Consider the following 21,506-nt stretch of genomic DNA (forward strand, 5'->3'; position numbering starts at 1 on the left):
ATTTATTTAACTTGAGAGGCGCGCTTAATAACGTCAGCACCCGGTAAATCATCATCATCATCTTCTTCATCATAATTATAATCTGTAGACTCTAACAGTTGAGCAATCATTTGACCATCAAACCCAGGCAATAGCTTACCTTTCATCATAAGAGGGTTAAGGGCTGCCTTCATGACTTGATTTGGAATATCCTTACGTGAGTGCTCATTGAGCAAATTCATCACTTTGCGAATTTTATTTTTTTCTTTAAGCGAAGCGCTTGCATGCACTGAGCGAAGTTTTTCGTCCATTTTATACATCGCTTTTTTCATTTTACGGCCACCATTCTTACCGAAATCATTGATCACCTTGGTCATCACCTCAGTTCCCTCGACTCGACGGGCGACTTGTAGGACGCTTAACTCTCTTTCTGATTTCTGCATCACCTCCAAATTCGCCATGATTGGCGCCGTATTAGATTGTGCCAGTTTATTCAATACAGCCGTAATCGCTGGCTTATCTGCAGGCGCCTCAGAGAGCCTCAGAATCGTATTCATTGCTTCAATATAACGAATAATGCCAGCAAGATCGGCCGTCGGTAGGTTGCTACCCAAATTATTAATACGCTTTGCAACCGCCTTACCCATTTCATCAACGAGTTTATCACGCGTTAATCCAGTCAACGGCGGTGTCTTCGGAGGTGTCGTTGGAGGGTTTGGGTTCGTCCGAGGTGTCGCTGGAGGTCTCATTGAGGGTGACGAGTTCGTCCGAGGCGTCGCTGGAGGTGGATTGGACTTCGTCGGAGGTGCCGTTGGACTGCTCGACGTAGAACCACTTCGATTAGGCAGCGCCTTACAGCCGATTGTATTACCATTCGTACAAGCCATACCTTGTTTCAGTTGATTTTTGTAAGTATCGAGCAAATTCTTGCCCGCGCCAGAGCCTGTTGCACTGCCACCTTTGCCAATACTGTTTAACAAATCAGCTTGAGTTGTATTTACTTGAGCACTCGCTGTAGTCAATCCTGCGAATAGAACCATCAAAAAACTTATATAAAATTGACGCATTACATGACACTCCCAGTATTTTTATACTTCATTATCTAAATGATCGCACATAAACATTTCATTTCTATGACAGTTAGGGGTAATTATTAAACCATGGAGGATATCAGACAGCAGTTAGATACCAGTGCCATTCGCAAGTCGGTGGCAGATGAAAGCTATTTTGTTAATGCAAAGCAATGGTTTGATGAGATTTACCACCGCCCTCTTGTCGAACGAAGCTTCTTTATCCTCATTATGGCACTTTCTGCACTCACTATCTTCTTCTCTGCCATCACCTACCTTTCAATGCTACCTTTATCGCGTACCGTGCCTTATACGATCTACAGCGATGATTTGGCAGAAGAGTTGCCTATTATCAGTAAATTACGAAGCAAACCCGCTGAAGATATTAATGTTGCGGTTGCCCGGTTCTTGCTCTCAAACTATCTGAAAGAACGCGAAGCCTTCCGTTATGATGTGACAAAATTAGAATGGCAGTTCAACCGTATCCGCAGCACAAGCGGAGAAAAAGAATTTCAACGATACCAACGCTTTATTAATCCTGAGAACCCTAGCAGCCCTTTCAACAAATATGGAAGATCGGCGACCCGTACGGTCTCTATCTATGATATCCGGATGGATCTTGCTAGCTACCCAAGCCGCGCAACCCTTTACTTCACCACCAATGTTGCACGGGGCAAGCAGCAACAACAAAATAATTGGGTCACGAATATTACTTTTCGTTTCCCCAAACTTACGGTAGACCAGAATACCAATGAGGTTTTGCAATGGAATACGGCAAAGGAAACGTATGAACTCGCAGAAAAAATCGATTTTCGGGTAGGTCAATATAATGTGCAGGAAGTGACACACAGATAAACTATGATGCGTCTTTTTACTCTATCATTGCTTCTGAGCGGGCTATTCTTGCTCTCTCCCAGTGCTGCGGACGCTTTAAAGTCGCCGCGCCCTCAAGGCGTTGATGGCCGCATTCATACCATCATGTATGCGCCGGATGAGGTGTTCAAATTTACCGGCCATTACGGCTATCAGTCCAGTATTTTGCTAGATGTGGGCGAAGAAATTCAAACGATTTCTATGGGTGACTCCGTACCATGGCAGATCACGCCTTCTGGAAACCGAATCTTTTTAAAGCCAGTCGAACAGGACGCGCAAACCAACATGACACTGCTGACCAATAAGCGTACTTACTTATTTGAATTGCACGCAGAAGAAGCGGAAAGCATTGAAGACCCTAATCTAATTTGGGTGATGAAATTCATTTATCCGACTCAGACCTTCGTGAGCAAGAAAAAGAAAAAAGAGAAGTTGCGGAAACCTGAAATAGACGGGTATGAGAATTTCAATTTCAACTATTCCATTCGTGGCTCTCAAATCTTCGCTCCGGTCAAAATCTATGATGATGGCGAATTTACCTATTTCGAGTTCCGCGATAAAAACGCCTCAATTCCAGCATTTTACCATGTAGATGCTCAAAATAACGAGGCGCTGATCAACTTCCGAGCGCGTGGCGATAAAATTATCGTTGAACGAGTCTCTAGTCGTTTCACCCTGCGCCATGGCAATGAAATTGTCTGCGTCTATAATGAAGCTCTGGCGCGAAGCAGCAGACAAACGCCACCGCAAATGCGCTAATGCCTGAGTGGATTACATCCCCTTCCCTTATTGATTACGAAACGGCACATGAAACCATGCTGCAGCGTGTCGAAGGGATTATCAATGGCGAGGCAGGTGAGCTGCTCTGGGCGCTGGAACACCCTCCGCTTTACACGGCTGGCAGTAGCGCTCAAATCAGCGATTTACTCACCCCTGAGAAATTCCCTGTCTATGATGCAGGACGCGGCGGACAATATACCTATCATGGCCCCGGTCAGCGCATCGTTTATACGATGCTTAACCTCAAAGCGCGTATGCAGCCTAAACCTGATATACGCCGCTATGTATGTTTGTTGGAAGAGTGGATTATCAACAGCCTAGCCCGCTGCGGCGTAACAGGCGAACGCCGCGAAGGCCGCATTGGCATTTGGGTCGTACAGCCGGATGGGCGCGAAAATAAAATCGCAGCGCTTGGTATTCGTGTAAAGAAATGGGTCTGCTTTCATGGCATCGCCATTAACGTGAGCCCTGATCTCTCACATTTTTCTGGCATCGTCCCTTGCGGGATTCACGAACATGGAGTGACCTCGCTCAGCGCTTTAGGCAAAGACGTTTCGATGGATGAACTTGATATTATTTTGAAAGAAGAATTCGAAAAACTAGAATGGGTAGCGACTTAAAGCCCCTATGTGAGCTTTCTGTCGACTCTATTGTCCCTTAGGCACTGGAGTAATTTTCGCTTATTTCGCTAATTGGTGATTTTCTTGCTCGCGCATATGGCCTGCAATCTTTTCCTCAATCAACCTACCGCATATCTTTTTCAAAAAGATCGCACAGTTTGAATCTAAAGATTCCATCTTCGGTTTAAACTTATTTCTCATCACGTCCGAGGTGAACTTGGCACGAATCGTCAAATAATCTTCTTCGTTTAAATGCTCGGCATTATCAAAATAGCTCCCCGCCTTCTCTTTGACCCAATCAAAGGTGATTAACTTACCAACGGCATCTATAATTTCAGGTGAATTCAAAACGCATTTCCTTTCAAAGAGTGACTTATCTATAGTATAGAGCAAAGAGGTTAACCGAAGGTAAAAGTAATGATTAAAAAAAGCCGACAGCATTTAACCGATACAGGGGAAGCATATTTCCACCATCAACGCTTTGCGCTGCGCTACGGCTTAAGTTGCTTTGCTGCCGGAATAATGGCGCTCATTCATGGCCTCATCCCCGCTTTCTTTCAGACCACCGCAAGCGAGAAAGTAACGGAACTAGCGAATCGAAAAAGAGCCAAGCACTAGACCTTGCAGTTAAGGCGCATTGAGCTATAACCACCTCAAATATAACTCAGGAGCCCTCATGAAATTTTTTGTTGATACTGCTAACTTAGATGAAATCAAAGAACTCGCCGCAACTGGCTTGCTAGATGGTGTAACGACCAACCCATCACTCGTTGCCAAAGAAGGTAAAGAATTCCTACCCTTGCTCAAAGAAATCTGTGAGATCGTTGACGGTCCTGTAAGCGGCGAAGTGGCGGCAACTGATTTTGAAGGCATGAAACGCGAAGGTGAAAAAATTCTCGCTATCGCTGATAACATCGCCTTGAAACTTCCCCTGACCATGGACGGTTTGAAAGCATGCAAACATTTCTCAAGCCAAGGTCGCATGGTGAATGTAACGCTTTGTTTCTCAGCGGCACAAGCATTGATGGCGGCTAAAGCCGGCGCGGCGTTTATCTCTCCCTTCGTTGGACGCTTAGAAGATATCTCGCACGATGGCATGCAGCTCATCGCCGATATCGTACAAATCTACAGCAATTATGATTTCAACACTGAAATTCTTGTCGCTTCTATCCGCAGCCCTCTACACTTAGTGGATAGCGCATTGATGGGTGCTGACGTCGCAACGATTCCGCCAAAAGTGATGCACCAATTGGTGAAACACCCCCTCACGGATCAAGGCCTAGAAACCTTCCTCGCTGATTGGGCGAAAACCGGCCAAGATATCTAATTAATTTGCAACAAGCAGCTCGGCGAGTTTCATGCTATCTGGCGTGATATCTTGCCAGCTTGCATGTTCGCTTTGCAGTACTGCACAAGTCGCGGGTGAAAAATTCATCAACGTACTTGCGCTAAGAATTTGCACCAGGTGGTGCACTCCTGGATTATGACCGATGATCATGACTTTTTGAGCCGTTTCAGGCAAATTATGGATGATATTTAGAATATCACCCTCGCTGGCCAAATAGAGTTCATCCAGATGGGTCATCTTAGGGTCACTCGCGCCAATATGCGGCCAAGCCATCTCTAAGGTTTGCTGCGTGCGCTTGGCGGTAGAGCAGTAAATAGCCTCTGGAATAAAGCCGCTTGCGACAATTTTCTCACCCATTTTAGCTGCATCTTCAAAACCTTTGGCGATTAAGCTTCGACCAAAATCTCCGCCACTATCGCTATAGGGCTCGGTCAGAGCATGCCTTAAAATGTAAATCTGCTTCGCCATAGACTTGTATCTTTTGCATAAAGGGCGCATAGTGTCACGCGCTATGAACCGTTCATCCTTACCTGAAGACAGATACTTTAACCGTGAGCTTTCTTGGCTGGCTTTTAATGCCCGCGTGTTGGAAGAAGCGGAGAATCCGTACACCCCTCTACTGGAGCGGGTGAACTTCCTCTCCATTTGCGGATCAAACTTAGACGAGTTTGTGATGGTGCGCGTCGCAGGGCTTATGGACCAACAGCTTTACGGTATTCAGAGCATCTCGATTGATGGAATGACTCCCAAGCAGCAGCTCAAAGGCATGCGTACCGGCATTGCCGAAATCATGCAGCAGCAGCAGCAATGCTGGATTCAGCTCCGTGGCGAGTTAAGCAAACAGGGTGTCGATGTCATCACGAAAGACGCGCTCTCAAAAGCGGAACTTAACTGGCTAGCGGAGTATTTTTCGGAAAATATTTTCCCCGTGCTTACGCCGATTGCGATTGATCCGGCACACCCTTTCCCGTTCATTCCAAATTTGGGCATCGCGCAGCTTTTCACGCTGGAAACACCGAACGGCCGCGATACTCAAACCTCGGTTATCCTGTTTCCGCCGAAGCTACAGCGTTTCGTCACCCTGGCGGATCCAGACGATGATGATGAAACCATCCGCATGATTCCAGTTGAAGAAGTGATCGCTCTTTTCATCGACAAGCTTTTCCCCAAATTCAAAATGTTAAATAGCGGAATTATCCGCGTCATTCGCGACAGTGATTTAGATATTGAAGATGATGCTGAAGATTTAGTCGGCGGCTTTGAGCGCGCCATTAAACGCCGTCGTCGTGGCCGCGCCGTGCGCATCAACACGACCAAAGATACCCCGCAAGAGCTGCGCCAATTGGTGATGGAGCAGTTACAAGTCGAAGAGCGTGATATCGTAGCGCTGGAAGATATGGTCGGCCTTTCGCATCTGTCCGAATTACTGCAAATAGAACGCCCTGAATGCCGCTACCCACCCTTCACTGTCCGTTTCCCGGAGCGGATTGAAGATTATGATGGCAATTGTTTCGCCGCCATTGCCGAAAAGGATATCGTCGTACATCATCCGTATGAAAGCTTCGATGTGGTGGTGCGCTTCGTGCAGCAAGCCGCACTCGATCCGGATGTGATCTCGATTAAATCGACGCTGTACCGTACCAGCTCAAACTCGCCGATTGTGGCCGCGCTGATCGAAGCGGCAGAGAATGGGAAGTCTGTGACCGCTTTGGTCGAACTCAAAGCCCGCTTCGATGAGGAAGCTAATATTCGCTGGGCGCGCGATATGGAGCGCGCTGGCGTGCAAGTCGTGTACGGATTCGTCAAACTCAAAACTCACTCCAAAGTGACACTCGTGACCCGCAAAGACGAAACGGGCTTGAAATCCTACGCCCATTTCGGCACCGGCAATTACCATCCGAAAACGGCGAAAGTTTATACCGACCTTTCCTTCTTCACCTGCAATGAAACCTTGTGCCGCGACGCTGCTTATCTGTTCAATTTCGTCACCGGCTACGCGCCACCGCGCGACATGAAGAAATTGGTATTGGCACCGAAAGAACTACGTCCACATTTACTTACTCTCATTAAAAATGAGATTGTGCATGCGACAGAAGGCCGCCCTGCTTTCATTTGGGCGAAAATGAATGCGTTACTCGATCCTGAGATTATTGATGCGCTTTACATCGCCTCACAAGCAGGCGTGACCATCAACCTTGTCGTACGCGGCATTTGCAGTTTGAAACCGAGCGTCAAAGGCTTATCGGAAAATATCACGGTGAAATCCATCGTCGGGCGCTTCTTAGAACATTCGCGCATCTATGCCTTTGGCGATGGCCATACGTTGCCCTCTGAAGAGGCAAAACTCTATATCTCGTCGGCCGATTGGATGCCGCGTAACTTTGATCGTCGTGTCGAAGTGCTCGTGCCGATTGAGAATGAAACCGTTCACGCACAAATTCTCGGGCAAATAATGCTGGCTAATTTTAAAGATGAAAAACAAAGTTGGATGTTAGGCGAAGATGGCATCTACACCCGCATGCCTTACAAAAAGAAAGGCCTGAGTGCGCATGAATATTTCATGACCAATCCGTCGCTTTCGGGCCGCGGAAAAGTGCTGCAGAAGGCTAAAAGTGCCAGCGGCGATATTTATAAATTAAATGGGTAGTTTAAGCCTTACCTATCGATAAGAATCTTCAAGGTTTTCCATTTCATTGAGCAACGCATGCACATCAATCGTGTCTTCGGCTCCCATAGTAAACACTTCTTCTGCTTGAAGGATTTCTGCATTGACCTCTTGTTGCTCTTGTTTGAGCCGTCTACCTATTAAGCTATGTAAGTTTGAAACTATAGACTCTAGCGCCTTAATTTGCGGAAGTAGTTCATCCAAATTTCTAGTGTCAGCGCTCTTCAAGGCGGTATTCATATCGCCATCTAAAAAGGATAAATCTCCCGTTGCCTGACCTTCGAAAGAGGAGCCCATTTCAGTTCTAGATGTAAGTTGCATTCCAATACTCCCGATGATTTTTCCTTATCCTTAGAATACCATAAATGATTAATGCTCTTTACTGTTTTAGTGTGAAGATTTTACGACGAAATAGCTAAAGTTTTATCTAAAAAAACTGGCCTTAAAATCATGCAATCAAGCTATCTGTAGTTGCACCTGCCATTTACGCGCTTATAGTGCCCACACATATAGATATTCACTAGGAGAACCCCCATGGCTAAACGTACAAAATTCGCACTTATCGGCTCCGGTATGATCGGCGGAACACTCGCACATCTTATCGGTTTAAAAGAACTCGGTGATGTGGTGTTATTCGATATTACCGAAGGCATGCCGCAAGGCAAAGCACTCGATATTGCGGAATCAGCTCCCGTCAGTGGATTTGATGCGGATATGATGGGTACCAATAGTTATAAAGATATTGAAGGCTCAGATGTGGTGATCGTCACCGCTGGCGTACCCCGCAAACCTGGCATGAGCCGCGATGACTTGATCGATATCAATACTTCTATCATCAAAACCGTGGCAGAGAATGTCGCGAAATATGCACCAGACGCTTTCGTGATCGTTATCACGAACCCACTGGATGCAATGGTTTGGGTGTTTAAAGAAGTCAGCCAAATGCCAGCCAACAAAATTGTCGGCATGGCTGGTGTACTTGATGGCGCGCGTTTCCGTACTTTCTTGGCAGAAGAATTCAATGTGTCGGTTGAAGATGTCTCAGCCTTCGTTTTAGGCGGCCATGGCGACACAATGGTTCCACTCACACGTTACTCTACTGTTGCCGGTATCCCGTTATTTGATCTTGTGAAAATGGGTTGGACAACCAATGAGCGTATTGAAGCGATTGTTCAGCGTACCCGCGATGGCGGTGCAGAGATTGTTGGCTTATTGAAAAATGGCTCAGCTTACCACGCACCCGCCGCTTCCGCGATTGCGATGGCTGAATCTTACATTAAAGATAAACGCCGCATCTTCCCATGCGCCGCTTACCTAAGCGGTGAATATGGCGTGCAAGATATGTATATTGGCGTGCCTACTGTTATTGGTAAAAACGGCGTTGAGAAAATCGTTGAAGTTAGCTTGAACACTCAAGAGAAAGAGATGTTCGATCACTCGGTTGAAGCCGTACAGCAGCTACTTGAGAAAGTGCATCTTAGATAGAGGCAAACTCTCAGTCTCTCTTGCACTTCTGCGCTCACGCGCTAGAGTGACGGGATTGAAACATTTTTAGAAGGTGAAAACCCATGAATATCCATGAATATCAAGCGAAAGCCGTTCTCAAAAAATACGGTGTACGCGTTGGCCGCGGCCTTCCTGCCTTAAATACCGATGAAGCTGTTGCTGCTGCTAAAGAGCTAGGTGGCAATCTTTGGGTGGTTAAAGCACAAATCCACGCGGGTGGCCGTGGTAAAGCGGGTGGCGTAAAACTCGCAAAATCAATTGATGAAGTGAAAGCACTTGCTGACGAAATTATGGGTATGACCTTGGTCACGCACCAAACGGGCCCTGCAGGTCAGAAGGTTCAACGCCTTTATATCGAAGAAGGCTGCGACATTGATAAGGAACTTTACTTCTCCGTCGTGATCGACCGCGATACGAGCTTCGTAACTTTCATGGCCTCCACTGAAGGCGGCATGGATATTGAAGCGGTGGCGGAAGAAACTCCGGAGAAAATCGTAACGACTAAGGTTGATCCTGCGAGCGGCTTCCAACCGTTCCACGCACGTCAGCTTGCATTTGCGCTCAAAATTCCCAAGGAACTAATGGGTGACTTCTACAAATTCTCACAAGGCATTTACGATGCATTCATGGGTACTGATGCTTCACAAATTGAGATCAACCCGCTTGTCATTACAAAGGGCAATGAGCTCATTGCTTTGGATGCGAAAATGAATTTCGATCCAAACGCGCTTTACCGTCAGCCAGAGGTTTTTGCACTGCGCGACGAAGCCGAGGAAGATCCACTCGAGCTAGAAGCGTCTAAATACGACCTCGCTTACATTAAGATGGATGGTAAAATTGGCTGTATGGTTAATGGTGCCGGCCTTGCGATGGCGACGATGGATATCATCAACCTCTATGGTTCTGAGCCGGCTAACTTCCTCGATGTAGGCGGCGGGGCGACCAAAGAGAAAGTGAAAGAAGCGTTCAAAATCATCATGGGCGATCCGAATGTTGAAGGAATTCTCGTAAATATCTTCGGTGGTATTATGCGCTGCGATATTATTGCAGAGGGCGTTGTTGCCGCCTCTCGTGATTTGAACCTTACGGTTCCACTCGTAGTTCGCCTTGAAGGTACCAATGTCGCAGAAGGCAAGAAGATCATGGCGGAGAGTGGACTTCCAATCCAATCCGGCGATGACCTAGCCGATGCTGCTCGCAAAATTGTGACAGCGGTTGAAGGTAGGGTGGCTGCGTAAACAAAACAGCACCACCCTTAGATAACGAAAAAGCCTCCGATTCACGGGGGCTTTTTTAATGCCTTATCACCGTCACGAGAACTTCACAGTTGGCTTCTTGGAGAAATAGACCGATTGAACGATAGTCGGTGGGTTCACTTTGCTTTTTTACTGTTACAAAATCGCATATTTTTTTAACCAAAAAAAACCACTCTTATGAATGATGGATACATTCTAATCATCTTATTTTTATGGATGATTCTAAACATGTTTTTCTGGGGATCTCAAATTGGGAACCCCTGGTGGAAACGAAAAAAATAAAGGCAGCCACGGAGAAACCGAGCTGCCTTTATTGCATTCTAAGAAAGCGCTTAAAATTAAGCGGCGTCTTCTTCAGAAGTCGTTTCATCTGCTGGCGCTTCTACTACTTCTTCTTCCTCTGGTGCATCATCCCACGTTAGGAACTCAGACTCGTTACGTGCGATACGTACCGGCAGAACCACTTCGATTTCTGGATGAGGCATAACTTTTACTTCGTAAGAACCAATTTCTTTGATCGAACGCTCAAGAAGCAAGTTCTGACGTGGAATCTCAAAACCTTTTTCAGTTAGCGCTGCACCAATATCACGTACAGTCACTGAACCATAGAGACGGCCATCATCTGATGCTTGGCGAACCAACTCAACGATGGTGCCCTCAATTTTCTTCGCAAACTTATCTGCTTCAACCTTACGAGCATCATTTTGCTTCGAGATTTCAGATTTACGTACTTCAAACTCAGCTTTGTTAGCGGCTGTTGCGCGCATCGCTTTACCTTGTGGAATAAGGTAGTTGCGAGCAAAACCATTTTTCACATTTGCAACATCACCCATACCACCCAAGCGAGCAACGCGTTCTAATAAAATAACTTCCATGACAATATCTCCTTATTTGTCAGATTCACTCTCTGTCCCGCTCCCATAGCGGTTAGACAAAAACTTGGCCTGTTCATACAGACCGGCGCCGATAAAGCAGAAAACTGGCAAGAATACAAGCACTGTCAGCATATAAACTGCAAACAGCCAGCTCAAACGGTTCGGCCAACCACGTGTCCAAGCATGTAAACGAGCAGCTCCCATCAAAAAATATGGCAATAATAAGATCATGAAGGCGGTCTTACCGGCAATCTGTATGGCTAAAGTGCTGCTAAAAGAAAGCAACCCAGCGACTAATATCGCGCCAAAAATCATGATTGAAGGCATAAAGGGAGTCAGCGTCAAGCGATCACGAATCTCACATTTCCAACCCTTCAGCATGAAATTTGCAAAAATGGCAAGGCCGTAAAAAGCCAGCACCTGAATCCAGACTCCCATCGCAAAGACAAGGAATGGCGACTCCAAAATAAGATCGCGCGCTTGCTGCATCAAAGGAGAGATCCCTTCGGGCGGTAGCGGGGGAAGAATCTCAGAAACACTCACCATATCACGCATGGAGACAGCAATCAGCACCCCGACCATCGCTGCGGCATAAAGGCTGATTCCGGTCAATACGCCGCCAATCGGATACCAACGCTTTGGATCGGAAAGCTGGCTTAAGGCCGCATGCATAAAAAATACCGCCGGAACCGCGTAAAGCGCAGAATAAATCACCAGTCCCGATAAACCGGTTAGGAAGCACCCCAAAAAGAGTGCGAATAGGGTGGCCATACCGCCGGCACGAGGCCCAGCTGATAATCCAACTAAGAAAAGCGGGATAAGCGGCGTGTAAGAAATGAGAAAACTAAAGAACCCACCCCGCACGGCCAGAAAATACAAAAAGGCCGAGACAGCGCCGCCAGCCAATGAAATTGCGAGAGATTGTTTTTCCTGATCCATGGTAAAAAAAAGGCCTCCACATTTCTGGGAGGCCTTTATCGTCTTATTGACTCACAAACGGCATTAAAGCAAGAATGCGAGAGCGTTTGATCGCCTGCTTCAGAAGGCGTTGTTTCTTACCAGAAACCGAAGTGATACGGCTTGGCATGATTTTTCCGCGCTCAGAGACATAACGTGTCAAAGTTTTGACATCTTTATAATCAATCGCCGGAGCTTTTGAATGGCTCAACGGGCAAGTTTTGCGACGTTTAAAGAAAGTTTTTTGTCCAAATGACATAGTTATATCTCCTTAAGCAGCTTCGTCGCGCATCATGATTGATGGCTTGCTGCTATCCATTTCGTCTACTTTAATTTCGAGGCTACGTAGCGTCTCTTCAGACAAACGTTGCTCAGTACGGTACGCATCAAGAGCCGCTTCAGATGCTTCAATTGAGAGCATCACATAGTGACCTTTGCGATTTTTATTAATTTCGTAAGCGAGCGGGCGCATGCCCCAACCCTCACGTCTGATGATTTTTGCATCATGCTTTTCCAGCACGGCAATCATGTTATCCGTCAGTTTTTCGACATCATTTGGCGCCAAATCTTGGCGAGCAATAAATGTGCATTCGTAAAATGCCATGTTCGTAATCTCCTGCAAATTTGCATCTTAACTCTAGCCAACCATGGCCAAATGGAAACGCAACATACCCATTTAGCTTGCCAATGCAAGCGTTTTGTCATGTTTTTTATGAAGCCATTTCAACCGCTAAACTTAAGGCCAGACTTACAAAGCAAGCCTGTCGAGAATTTTGGCGTAAGAAGGCATGGCGCGTGAGTGCCGCTTTAGTGAAAATGAAGTGTAAATAGACATTAGCAGGGAAAATTCTTGACCCGCTCTTCGCTAAAGCGCAGTACTTACCGTTATGACAAAAGCATTTCTCTTTCCTGGACAGGGATCACAAGCGGTTAGCATGGGCAAAACCTTATGCGAAGCCTTCGCCGAAGCCAAAGATGTATTCGCCGAAGTGGACGATACTTTAGGCCAGAATCTCTCCACGTTAATGTTTGAGGGGCCGGTTGAAGAACTCACCCTCACGACCAATGCGCAGCCTGCGATTATGGCAAGCTCGATTGCCGTATGGCGTGTACTAGAAAAACAGTGTGGCGCCAAAATTACCGATGCGGCTTATGTTGCCGGTCATTCTTTAGGCGAATATTCCGCACTTTGCGCTGCGGGCACTTTCTCGCTCGCCGATACAGCAAGGCTCCTACGCATTCGTGGCGATGCAATGCAGCAAGCCGTTCCAGCCGGAAAAGGTGGCATGGCAGCCATTATCGGACTTGCGACCGAAGCCGTAGAAGATGTGGCACGCAGCGCCTCTAATGTTGAAGAAATTTGTGTACTCGCCAACTATAATGCACCGGGTCAGGTCGTAATCTCTGGTAATGCAGGCGCAATTGAACGTGCCTGCGAGCTTGCCAAAGAAGCCGGAGCCAAACGCGCCCTACTCCTTAATGTAAGTGCACCATTCCATTCTCCGCTGATGCAACCCGCCGCCGAACGTATGCGTGAAGCCTTGGCCGAAGTCGAAATGAAAGATGCCGCCGTACCGGTGATCGCCAATGTAACAGCGGATGCGGTCAAAGAAGCAGGTATGATCCGCAGCTTGCTGGTAGATCAAGTCACCGGCAGCGTTAAATGGAGCGATTCCGTGCTCGCCTTACATGATAGCGGCGTCACCCACACCGTTGAACTTGGCACAGGCAAAGTCCTGTCCGGCCTAGTACGCCGCATCGCCAAAGACATCGAAACCAGCAATATTGAAGGCCCAGCAGATATTGAAGGCTTCGCAGCAGCGGCGGCTTAAAACCAGCCAAAAAGCATAATCAGCAGGCCATGCCAGCCATGAGCCCACAAAGCGGCGCGCCATCGGAGCGATAGTAGTTGCGCACAGGGCGCAAAAAGCAATTTCTGGCACGATTCTCGCATAGCTCTACAGGCTATGAAAAACTTATTGATATTACTTTCTATTTTTGTGCTCTGGGCAGATATTGCCTCGGCGCAGAATACTCGTATTAAAGATATCGTCGCGTTTGAAGGTATTCGTGAGAATATGCTTGTGGGTTATGGCCTCGTCGTTGGCTTGAATGGAACCGGCGATAAGCTGCAAAATAACGCCTTTACTGAACAAAGCCTTATCGCATTTTTGGAACGCCAAGGCGTCAATACGCGTGGGCAGAACCTCAAAACCAAGAATGTAGCGGCGGTGACGGTGACGGCCAAACTCCCGCCTTTCGCACGTGCTGGGGCAAAAATTGATGTTTCCTTAAGCGCCATGGGCGATGCAAAAAGCCTGCAAGGCGGGGTTTTACTGGCGACGCCCCTTTACGGTGCAGATGGCCAAGTTTACACAGTCGCTCAGGGCGGCGTAACGATTAACGGCTTCTCGGCAACAGGCGCATCTGGCACGAGTATTACAAAAGGCGTCCCGACCAACGCGATTATCTCCGGCGGCGGTGTGGTCGAGCGCGAAGTAGGTTTCGCCCTAAATACCCTCGATTCCGTCAAACTCGCGCTGCGTAATCCTGATCTAAGCACGGCCCATAATATCTCACGGGCGATCAACTCTCGCTTAGGCCCTGAAGCTTCGGTCGTGACGGATCCGGGTACCGTGCAGGTCAGTGTTCCACCAGAGTATAAAAATGCCGTAGCCTATTTGCTGGCCGATATTGAACAGTTGAAAGTGGCGACGGATCAGGTTGCTAAAGTCGTGATTGATGAAGCGACCGGCACGATCGTGATGGGCGAAAATGTCCGCATTGATACGGTCGCCATCGCACAGGGTAATCTTGTTGTGCGGATTGAAGAGACGCCGCAAGTCTCGCAACCTAATCCGTTTGCACCGTTTGGTGCCACCACCGAAATCGTACCGCGCTCCGAAGTTGCGGTGGATGAAGAAAGTGATGCTAAGCTCGCCGTTCTCAATAGTGGCGCGTCGCTCAAACAACTCGTCGGCGGGTTAAATGCGCTGGGTGTAGGCCCCCGCGACATGATTGCCATCTTACAAAATATTAAAGCTGCCGGTGCATTACAGGCAGAAATCGAGACACGATAATGGAGGATCCTATGATCGTAAATGTAGACCGCGCCAAGGCATTAGCCGACCAAACGCGAATGAAGCTAGACCAAGCCCGCAAAAGCGGGGGTAAAACCGGTGGCAATGAGGCGATTGAAAAAGCGGCTCAAGAATTTGAAGCCGTGTTCCTCGCACAAATGATGGAGCATATGTTTGCCGAAGTCGATTTCGATCCAAGCAATGAAGGCCCAGGTGAAGATATTTATAAATCCATGATGATTGATGAATATGGCAAGCTGATGTCCCGCTCTGGCGGTATCGGTGTGGCCGATCATGTGAAGCGCGAAATGCTACGCGTGCAAGAAGGGGGCGCAGCAGTAGAACTCGCCGCCACCCCGAAAGAAGACCCTGCAGCCGCACTTGCCGCAGCGAAAACCCCTGAGGAGGTACAATAATGGACGCTTATCAAAACACAGCAGAGCCGGCAGAAGATATCCGCCCGCAAAGCATTAATATGGAAAATGTATTGGCCCTTATCGCCCGCCTTGCGCAGATACTCGCCTTGGAAGTCGATTACCTAGCGGAGATGGATATTCAAGCGATTGACCCATTGCAGAATGAAAAGAAATGGCTGACCAAGGCCGTTGAACTTCAGTTAAAACGTGTTCAAAAATATCCGTATTTACTTGAAGCCGTTACCTATGAAGAGCGGGAAGAATTTGCCGATATGATTTCGGTTTTTAACGAAATTAAGCAAGAAAACCACCGCCGCCTACTCGCCGCAAGAGATGTGAATGCGCGCGTGGTTGAAGCCATTACCGAAGTGGTCAATGAGCATAATCGCAAACCCAATTACGATCTTCGTGGAGTGCCAGAAAGCAAACTGGATTCCGTGTCTGTCACCTTAAACGAGCAGGTCTAAAACCCATGAGTCTATCACTCGCATTAAATACGGCACTTACGGGGCTCAAAGTCAATCAACGCACGATGGCTTTGATCTCTAACAATATTGCCAATGCCAATACCGAAGGGTACTCGCGCCAGATTGTGAATCTGGAGTCGGTCACTTATGATGGTAGGGGCGCGGGTGTGCGTATCGAAGATGTGACGCGTACCGTCGATCAATATTTGCAGGTTTCGATCTATAATCAAACCAGTCAGCTAGGCCAAAGCGACACCATCACCGACTATTATGATCAAGTTCAAATTCTGTTGGGTGACCCCTCTTTGGGTAATAGTATCGATAACCATATCGAGACTTTCTTTAACGACATTCAACTCATGGCGGAAACGCCGGAGCGTAGTTCCACCCGTGCAGCCGTGATTCAATCTGCCACCACCGCAGCACGTGAAATTGCAATCCTCGCACAGGGGCTAGAGGAACTGCGTTTTCAGGTCGATAGCGAGTTAAACAATTCAATCACTATCTTAAACCAACGCCTAGAAGAGCTCTTCTTTACGAATGAGGCGATTGCTGAAGCCAAGGCATTTGGTTCGCCTACCGCGACACTGCTTGATCAACGCGACTTACTCATCGAAGAAATCGCCGAATACATTGATATTCGTGTGAATGAAAAAGAAAATGGGGGCGTCGACCTCTATGCAGGTAACGGCCTTAACTTGATCGATTTTGGTTATAGCCGTATTGAATATCGCGAGATTGGTTCGATTGATACGCTGATTGAAGAGGGCAATATTAACCCGCTCATATTGCAAGGTTTAGATGAAAATAACCAACCGCTCGGCATGCCCATTAATCTTGCAAGTGGCGGCACAAGCAGACAAATTGAGGCCCGATTCAGCGAAGGAAAACTTGCAGGGCTGTTAAATGTACGTGATGAATTACTCCCAAATATTCTAGATCAAATCGATCAATTAGCCGCGCAACTTCGTGATAATTTCAATGCTATTCACAATCAAGGTTCGGGCTATCCACCGGCAAGTGAACTCGTCGGTACCGCCGCTTACGATGTCGCCGAACGTAGCTTCTGGGAAGGCTCTGTAACCATTGCCGCTTTGAATGAAGATGGCACACCCGCCGCCAGCGCCTTTAACGATGAGGTATCAGGCTTCCGTCCCCTAACGCTACAATTTAGCGAATTATTTGATGGGCAGGCAGCGGGCGAAGTGGATGTGCAAACCATCATTAACGAGATCAATCACCATTATGGTGTGCCGCAAAACCGCCTACAGGTTGGCAATATCAATAATATTGAACTTGCACTGATTAGCGATACCGTGCCGGGTACCACGCCGATTATCGAATTTGATTTCGATATTGAAAATATCTCTGGTGAGAATGCCGATTTCTGGGTGGATTCTATTCAAGTGCTCGATGACACTGCCGCCGATATTACTTCAACCACCAACACCATTCCAACCATTAGCCTAAACCCTGCGAACACATTCATCACCAATGCGGCAAGCAACGTAGTAACCGTCACGACCAGTGTAAATCACACGCTCGTCAATGGCGATATGGTGCGATTGGGGGACCCTGGCGTCCCGATTGATGGTATTCCTGCTGCTGAATTTGATGGCTATTTCGTCGTCAGCAATGTGACCGGCAACACCTTTGAAATTACAGTGGTGACCCCTGCGGGTATCGGCGCCTCGACCAACGTCGCCGCACAGACATACAGCCCACCCTACGATACGATTGCAGGCGGACAGCAACAACGTTTACAGCAAAATGGAACGATCAGCGCTGATTTGAGCGGCAACCCGGCCTCAGCCTTCTACGATATAAATGTCGATATGGTCACACGCGATGAAAGCGGGAACTTAAGCACCACGACCGTGACGTACCGTATCCTCAACCCACAAACGGATACAGAAAATGATCGCGTTCCTGCGCGTGCGGTGACCGCTGGTACTGGGGTTTTCACCTTCCCAAGCACTTTGCAGCCGCTCTTGCGTGCGTCTCTTGTCGATGAAAATGGCGTTGAACTCTCTAATTCAAGTGGCGATTATGGCGAACAAAACGGTTTCCTAAAAATTGAATCCGCTCGTGACGGCCTTACATTAGCCATTGACGATACGAGCAGCCGCCACCTTGGTTTACCTAGCGATACCCCCGCTCGCGTCGGCGATGGTCGTGGCTTCTCGCACCATTTTGGCCTCAATAACTTTTTCAATAACAACACACTAACCCAAACCGGCGATACGGTGAAAAACTCAGCCCTTAACCTGGCAGTTGATTCTCGCTTCAATGAAAATTCAGGCCTCATCTCAACCGGTGATCTGCAGCTCTCCAATCAACCATCCAGCCCGTCGCTTGCCCCAATTTATACGGTCGAACGCTATTCTGGTGACCATAGCATCATCCAGCGATTGGCAAAATTGGGTATTGATACGCATGATTTTACCGGAGCAGGTGGATTACCCAATACCTCTCTCACTTTTGACGCTTATGCAGGAGAAATGCTCGGCCATATCGCCGCAAATTCTATCTCTGCTGCACGAAATGCCAATAACGATGAAACGTTATTGAGTGGTTACGAAGAACGAGCCGACGCCGTGAGCGGTGTGAACCTCGATGAAGAGCTCGCCAATACGATCATTTACCAAAATGCTTATGCCGCCTCTGCACGGGTTATTTCGATCACCGATGAACTATTTGATACCTTGTTACAGGCATTCTAAGGGAGAATGAATTATGACTATTAGCCGCGTTAGTACCTTCGCCATCCACCAGAGCACTCTGGGTGATGTTAGTCGCGTACAGGCAAATCTTGCCGACCTGCAGGGTCAAATCTCCAGTGGGAAACAGACCGACCGCTTTCAAGGCCTAGGAACACAGGTAGAGCATTTTGTTTCCCTTGAATCAAAAATCGCCAAAGCTGAAAATTATGTCGAAAGTGGCGCGATCATTCTAGCACGCGTCAATACGAGCGGCCTAATTCTCGATGGTATTATTGAGACCGTTGATGATATTGAAGATCTTCTGGTTTTACGTCGTGCCGCCAGCACCGGTGAAACGCTACAGTTCCGCAGTCAATTACTTTCGATGCGTGACCGAATTACGGAGGCGCTCAACAGCACATTTGAAGGCCGCCACCTTTTTGCGGGAACACGCACCAATGTGCCACCGGTGGTCGATAACCCTTCTTCACGTATCCCTGGTGTCGCTGACAATGCCTATTATCAGGGGAGTTCCGAAGATTTAATCGCCCGCCTCGATGATAATATCGAAATAAATTATGGCTTACGAGCGGATGCAGAAGGCTTCCAGAAAGTGATCGCTGCCATTACACAAGCACTCAATGTGGATGATGACAGTTCAAGCGGAAACCCAAACTTAGAAGCGGCGCAAGCGCTCGTACAAGAGGGCCTGCAAGATTTAATCGCCGAAAAAACGGACATTAATGCCAATATCGTCGCAATCGATGCCATTTCCGTCCGCCATCAGGAGCTCCAGCTCTATTGGCAAGGCGTGAAAGGCCGCGTGATCGATACTGATATTGTGGCTGCCTCTACCCAAGTGGCCATTGATCAAACGATTCTTCAAGCAGCATTCCAATCATTCTCAACCATTAACCGGTTAAGATTGGTCGATTTCCTCTAAATTAGGACAATTTAGAGGTTAGGCGGACAAAGCGTCAGCCCACCCTGAACGGCCCCGTATCGTGGCAGAAAGTAAGCGCCGCATACACAACTTTGAGCCGCCATTTTATTTCGTAAGCGCTAAATAAAAGGAAAATGTTTTTAACACGGTAGGTAACCGTGCTATACTCAACCGAAGGATGACAAGGCAAGTAGTCGGTTACCTTTCGTGAAATAAGGAACGTGGGAGATGTTACATACCGTGACCCAACAACCAAATAATGCAGATTCAGAGGTAGTTAACGCTGCTTTAAAACAAACCGAATCTAGCACCGCTACGATCGAAACTCGCTTTGGCGAAATTGAAGTATCAACCGAAAATCCAATCGTTTTCCCGCAAGGGTTGCTCGGCATTGCCGGAAACTTTGAATATGCTTTAACGGACTTTCCAAGTGAAAAACTCGCACAGTTCAAGCTACTTCAATCCCTGAATGATCCCACCGTTTCATTCATTACACTACCTGTCGCACTCGATAATGCACTGATTGATCGTGCAGATATCGAAAAAGCAGCACAAGATGTTGGCGTAGAAGAACTGGATAACTTAACCATTTTACTGATCGTTTCAGTGCATCGCTCACCGCATGATGTGAAAGTTTCTGCCAACACACGCGCGCCTCTATTTGTTTACGTCCCGACCCGTACTGCGGTTCAATATGTATTCCAAAACAGCAAATATAAAGTTCAAGAAATTCTGAACTTTGATGATGAGTAAATCCTTTTAAACATGGAGTGCCCGGCAGAAATGCTGGGCATTTTTTATGATGCTACAATCCACTTGGTTAGAAGGCTTCGAATGCCTCGGTGATAAATGCGAAGACACCTGCTGCAAAGGCTGGGGTATGCAAGTGGATAAAGCCACTATCGCGCGTTACGAGGCTGAGGCACCCGAGCTCATGGAGTTCGTCACCTCTGGCGAAGTCGAACATATTATGAAGCGCGATGCTGAAACCGATCATTGCGTGAAATTTGATAACGGCTGGTGTGGAATTCATGCTGCCAAAGGCACTGAATTCTTAGGCGATGCCTGCCACTTCTTTCCGCGTGTTACCCGTCAATTAGGCGAAACTGTTGTACAAACCGCGACGATCTCTTGCCCTGAAGTCGCACGCCGCGCGCTTCTGGCACCCACCGATACAAAGTGGGTAAAACCCGAAACGGACCGCACGCCCTTAAGTCTGGCCAATTATTTACCAGACGGGCTAGAAAATGATAAAGCTCTTGAGATTCACGAAGCTTTTCTACAAGCTGCTATCGCAGATGGCACGCCTGCTGGAGAGGTTATTGCACAGTTTCACGCCGTGGCTCAGTCAATGCAAATGATTGATATCGCAACCTGGCCAATGGCAGTAGGTTTCTACCTTAAAAGCGCCGATAGCCGTTTGGGCACGCCCGAAGCAAAAACAGAGGACCCGTTCCACCTTTACCATTCACTCGCTGGCTTAGTCGGTGCTGCTCGTAAATCAAACCGTCCACGCTTAGAGGCAGTGTTAGGTACGATGCACAAGGCGCTCGATATCCAAATCGATGCAGCAACCAGCACCATTGCCTTTGGTATCAATAGCATGAGCAACCTACAAACCATGCGTGAAGGCTGGAAATTTGTGGATGACCAATGGCAGCCTTATTTCAAACGCTGGGTTCGCGCTCAACTCGGCATGGCTCTCTTTCCTTTTTCTGGATTCGGCGAAACATTGACAGATCGCATCACCATTATCGGCGTACGCCTCGCGACCCTTCGTCTGGCACTACAATGTCACCTATTCGTACATCAAACATTGAGCGAAGAAGAAGCGATCACCATCACTCAAAGCCTCGCACGCTTCCTCGACCATTTGGCCGACCCAGCACTCACCATGCAAATTTATACCGAAACCGGTTGGACGAAAACAACCCGCCTACAGGGGTTATTTCTTTAGTTTCTCGTCATA

At 47.7% G+C, this 21,506-nt stretch carries 24 protein-coding genes; 16 read left to right on the forward strand and 8 right to left on the reverse strand.

The window, feature by feature from the left end; all coding sequences use genetic code 11:
* Positions 1 to 2: 2 nt before the first annotated feature.
* Positions 3 to 1,019, reverse strand: a complete 1,017-nt coding sequence (locus P8P30_00720) for a hypothetical protein (protein ID MDG1286067.1) — start codon at positions 1,017 to 1,019, stop codon at positions 3 to 5.
* Positions 1,020 to 1,139: 120 nt separating this feature from the next.
* Here P8P30_00720 and P8P30_00725 point away from each other — a divergent pair, with 120 nt between their 5' ends.
* From P8P30_00725 to lipB, 3 genes are read left to right on the forward strand one after another with little or no spacing between them, the layout of a single operon-like run.
* Positions 1,140 to 1,904: a VirB8/TrbF family protein gene (locus P8P30_00725; protein MDG1286068.1), complete on the forward strand. Its 765-nt coding sequence runs from the start codon at positions 1,140 to 1,142 to the stop codon at positions 1,902 to 1,904.
* Positions 1,905 to 1,907: 3 nt separating this feature from the next.
* Positions 1,908 to 2,681, forward strand: coding sequence for a P-type conjugative transfer protein VirB9 (gene virB9, locus P8P30_00730; GenBank protein ID MDG1286069.1), 774 nt, complete (start codon positions 1,908 to 1,910; stop codon positions 2,679 to 2,681).
* Positions 2,681 to 3,322: a lipoyl(octanoyl) transferase LipB gene (lipB, locus tag P8P30_00735; protein MDG1286070.1), complete on the forward strand. Its 642-nt coding sequence runs from the start codon at positions 2,681 to 2,683 to the stop codon at positions 3,320 to 3,322. Before virB9 ends, lipB begins: the two co-directional genes overlap by 1 nt.
* A gap of 60 nt (positions 3,323 to 3,382) precedes the next feature.
* On the opposite strand, the gene P8P30_00740 is transcribed toward lipB, so the two are convergent.
* Positions 3,383 to 3,670 (reverse strand): hypothetical protein, encoded by a 288-nt coding sequence (locus P8P30_00740; GenBank protein MDG1286071.1) that lies wholly within the window; start codon positions 3,668 to 3,670, stop codon positions 3,383 to 3,385.
* 69 nt (positions 3,671 to 3,739) lie between these two features.
* Between P8P30_00740 and P8P30_00745 the strand changes: the two genes are divergently transcribed.
* Positions 3,740 to 3,940: a DUF6356 family protein gene (locus P8P30_00745; protein MDG1286072.1), complete on the forward strand. Its 201-nt coding sequence runs from the start codon at positions 3,740 to 3,742 to the stop codon at positions 3,938 to 3,940.
* 58 nt (positions 3,941 to 3,998) lie between these two features.
* Positions 3,999 to 4,649 (forward strand): fructose-6-phosphate aldolase, encoded by a 651-nt coding sequence (fsa, locus tag P8P30_00750; GenBank protein ID MDG1286073.1) that lies wholly within the window; start codon positions 3,999 to 4,001, stop codon positions 4,647 to 4,649.
* Here the strand turns inward: fsa and P8P30_00755 are convergent, their stop codons facing one another.
* Positions 4,650 to 5,138 (reverse strand): histidine phosphatase family protein, encoded by a 489-nt coding sequence (locus tag P8P30_00755; protein ID MDG1286074.1) that lies wholly within the window; start codon positions 5,136 to 5,138, stop codon positions 4,650 to 4,652.
* 43 nt (positions 5,139 to 5,181) lie between these two features.
* Here P8P30_00755 and P8P30_00760 point away from each other — a divergent pair, with 43 nt between their 5' ends.
* Positions 5,182 to 7,317: an RNA degradosome polyphosphate kinase gene (locus P8P30_00760; GenBank protein MDG1286075.1), complete on the forward strand. Its 2,136-nt coding sequence runs from the start codon at positions 5,182 to 5,184 to the stop codon at positions 7,315 to 7,317.
* Positions 7,318 to 7,329: 12 nt separating this feature from the next.
* Here P8P30_00760 and P8P30_00765 read toward each other — a convergent pair whose 3' ends face one another.
* Positions 7,330 to 7,656 (reverse strand): hypothetical protein, encoded by a 327-nt coding sequence (locus P8P30_00765; GenBank protein MDG1286076.1) that lies wholly within the window; start codon positions 7,654 to 7,656, stop codon positions 7,330 to 7,332.
* Between the two features lie 213 nt (positions 7,657 to 7,869).
* Between P8P30_00765 and mdh the strand changes: the two genes are divergently transcribed.
* A complete protein-coding gene (mdh, locus tag P8P30_00770; protein MDG1286077.1) occupies positions 7,870 to 8,820 on the forward strand; it encodes a malate dehydrogenase in 951 nt (316 codons plus the stop codon).
* A gap of 83 nt (positions 8,821 to 8,903) precedes the next feature.
* Positions 8,904 to 10,079, forward strand: a complete 1,176-nt coding sequence (gene sucC, locus P8P30_00775; GenBank protein MDG1286078.1) for an ADP-forming succinate--CoA ligase subunit beta — start codon at positions 8,904 to 8,906, stop codon at positions 10,077 to 10,079.
* A 356-nt stretch (positions 10,080 to 10,435) separates the two neighbouring features.
* On the opposite strand, the gene rplI is transcribed toward sucC, so the two are convergent.
* From rplI to rpsF, 4 genes are read right to left on the reverse strand one after another with little or no spacing between them, the layout of a single operon-like run.
* Positions 10,436 to 10,972 carry a 50S ribosomal protein L9 gene (gene rplI, locus P8P30_00780; GenBank protein ID MDG1286079.1) on the reverse strand — a complete coding sequence of 179 codons (537 nt, stop codon included), beginning with the start codon at positions 10,970 to 10,972 and terminating at the stop codon, positions 10,436 to 10,438.
* 12 nt (positions 10,973 to 10,984) lie between these two features.
* Positions 10,985 to 11,911 carry a hypothetical protein gene (locus P8P30_00785; GenBank protein MDG1286080.1) on the reverse strand — a complete coding sequence of 309 codons (927 nt, stop codon included), beginning with the start codon at positions 11,909 to 11,911 and terminating at the stop codon, positions 10,985 to 10,987.
* A 43-nt stretch (positions 11,912 to 11,954) separates the two neighbouring features.
* A complete protein-coding gene (rpsR, locus tag P8P30_00790; protein MDG1286081.1) occupies positions 11,955 to 12,188 on the reverse strand; it encodes a 30S ribosomal protein S18 in 234 nt (77 codons plus the stop codon).
* Between the two features lie 12 nt (positions 12,189 to 12,200).
* Positions 12,201 to 12,533, reverse strand: coding sequence for a 30S ribosomal protein S6 (gene rpsF, locus P8P30_00795; GenBank protein ID MDG1286082.1), 333 nt, complete (start codon positions 12,531 to 12,533; stop codon positions 12,201 to 12,203).
* Positions 12,534 to 12,816: 283 nt separating this feature from the next.
* Here rpsF and fabD point away from each other — a divergent pair, with 283 nt between their 5' ends.
* From fabD to fliB, 8 genes are all read left to right on the forward strand, one after another.
* Positions 12,817 to 13,761, forward strand: coding sequence for an ACP S-malonyltransferase (gene fabD / locus P8P30_00800; GenBank protein ID MDG1286083.1), 945 nt, complete (start codon positions 12,817 to 12,819; stop codon positions 13,759 to 13,761).
* Between the two features lie 135 nt (positions 13,762 to 13,896).
* Positions 13,897 to 15,009 carry a flagellar basal body P-ring protein FlgI gene (locus P8P30_00805; protein ID MDG1286084.1) on the forward strand — a complete coding sequence of 371 codons (1,113 nt, stop codon included), beginning with the start codon at positions 13,897 to 13,899 and terminating at the stop codon, positions 15,007 to 15,009.
* A gap of 11 nt (positions 15,010 to 15,020) precedes the next feature.
* A complete protein-coding gene (locus tag P8P30_00810) occupies positions 15,021 to 15,425 on the forward strand; it encodes a rod-binding protein (GenBank protein ID MDG1286085.1) in 405 nt (134 codons plus the stop codon).
* Positions 15,425 to 15,892 carry a hypothetical protein gene (locus P8P30_00815; GenBank protein MDG1286086.1) on the forward strand — a complete coding sequence of 156 codons (468 nt, stop codon included), beginning with the start codon at positions 15,425 to 15,427 and terminating at the stop codon, positions 15,890 to 15,892. Before P8P30_00810 ends, P8P30_00815 begins: the two co-directional genes overlap by 1 nt.
* A 5-nt stretch (positions 15,893 to 15,897) precedes the next feature.
* Positions 15,898 to 18,615, forward strand: coding sequence for a flagellar hook-associated protein FlgK (flgK, locus tag P8P30_00820; GenBank protein MDG1286087.1), 2,718 nt, complete (start codon positions 15,898 to 15,900; stop codon positions 18,613 to 18,615).
* Between the two features lie 13 nt (positions 18,616 to 18,628).
* A complete protein-coding gene (locus tag P8P30_00825; protein MDG1286088.1) occupies positions 18,629 to 19,537 on the forward strand; it encodes a hypothetical protein in 909 nt (302 codons plus the stop codon).
* A gap of 228 nt (positions 19,538 to 19,765) precedes the next feature.
* Positions 19,766 to 20,290 carry a flagellar assembly protein FliW gene (fliW, locus tag P8P30_00830; protein ID MDG1286089.1) on the forward strand — a complete coding sequence of 175 codons (525 nt, stop codon included), beginning with the start codon at positions 19,766 to 19,768 and terminating at the stop codon, positions 20,288 to 20,290.
* A 46-nt stretch (positions 20,291 to 20,336) separates the two neighbouring features.
* The gene (gene fliB, locus P8P30_00835; GenBank protein MDG1286090.1) at positions 20,337 to 21,494 is read left to right on the forward strand and encodes a flagellin lysine-N-methylase; all 1,158 of its coding nucleotides are present in this window, start codon (positions 20,337 to 20,339) and stop codon (positions 21,492 to 21,494) included.
* Positions 21,495 to 21,506: the final 12 nt, after the last annotated feature.

The sequence above is a fragment of the Rickettsiales bacterium genome (genome assembly GCA_029252805.1).
Classification (GTDB): Bacteria; Pseudomonadota; Alphaproteobacteria; order Rickettsiales; family JALZUV01; genus JALZUV01.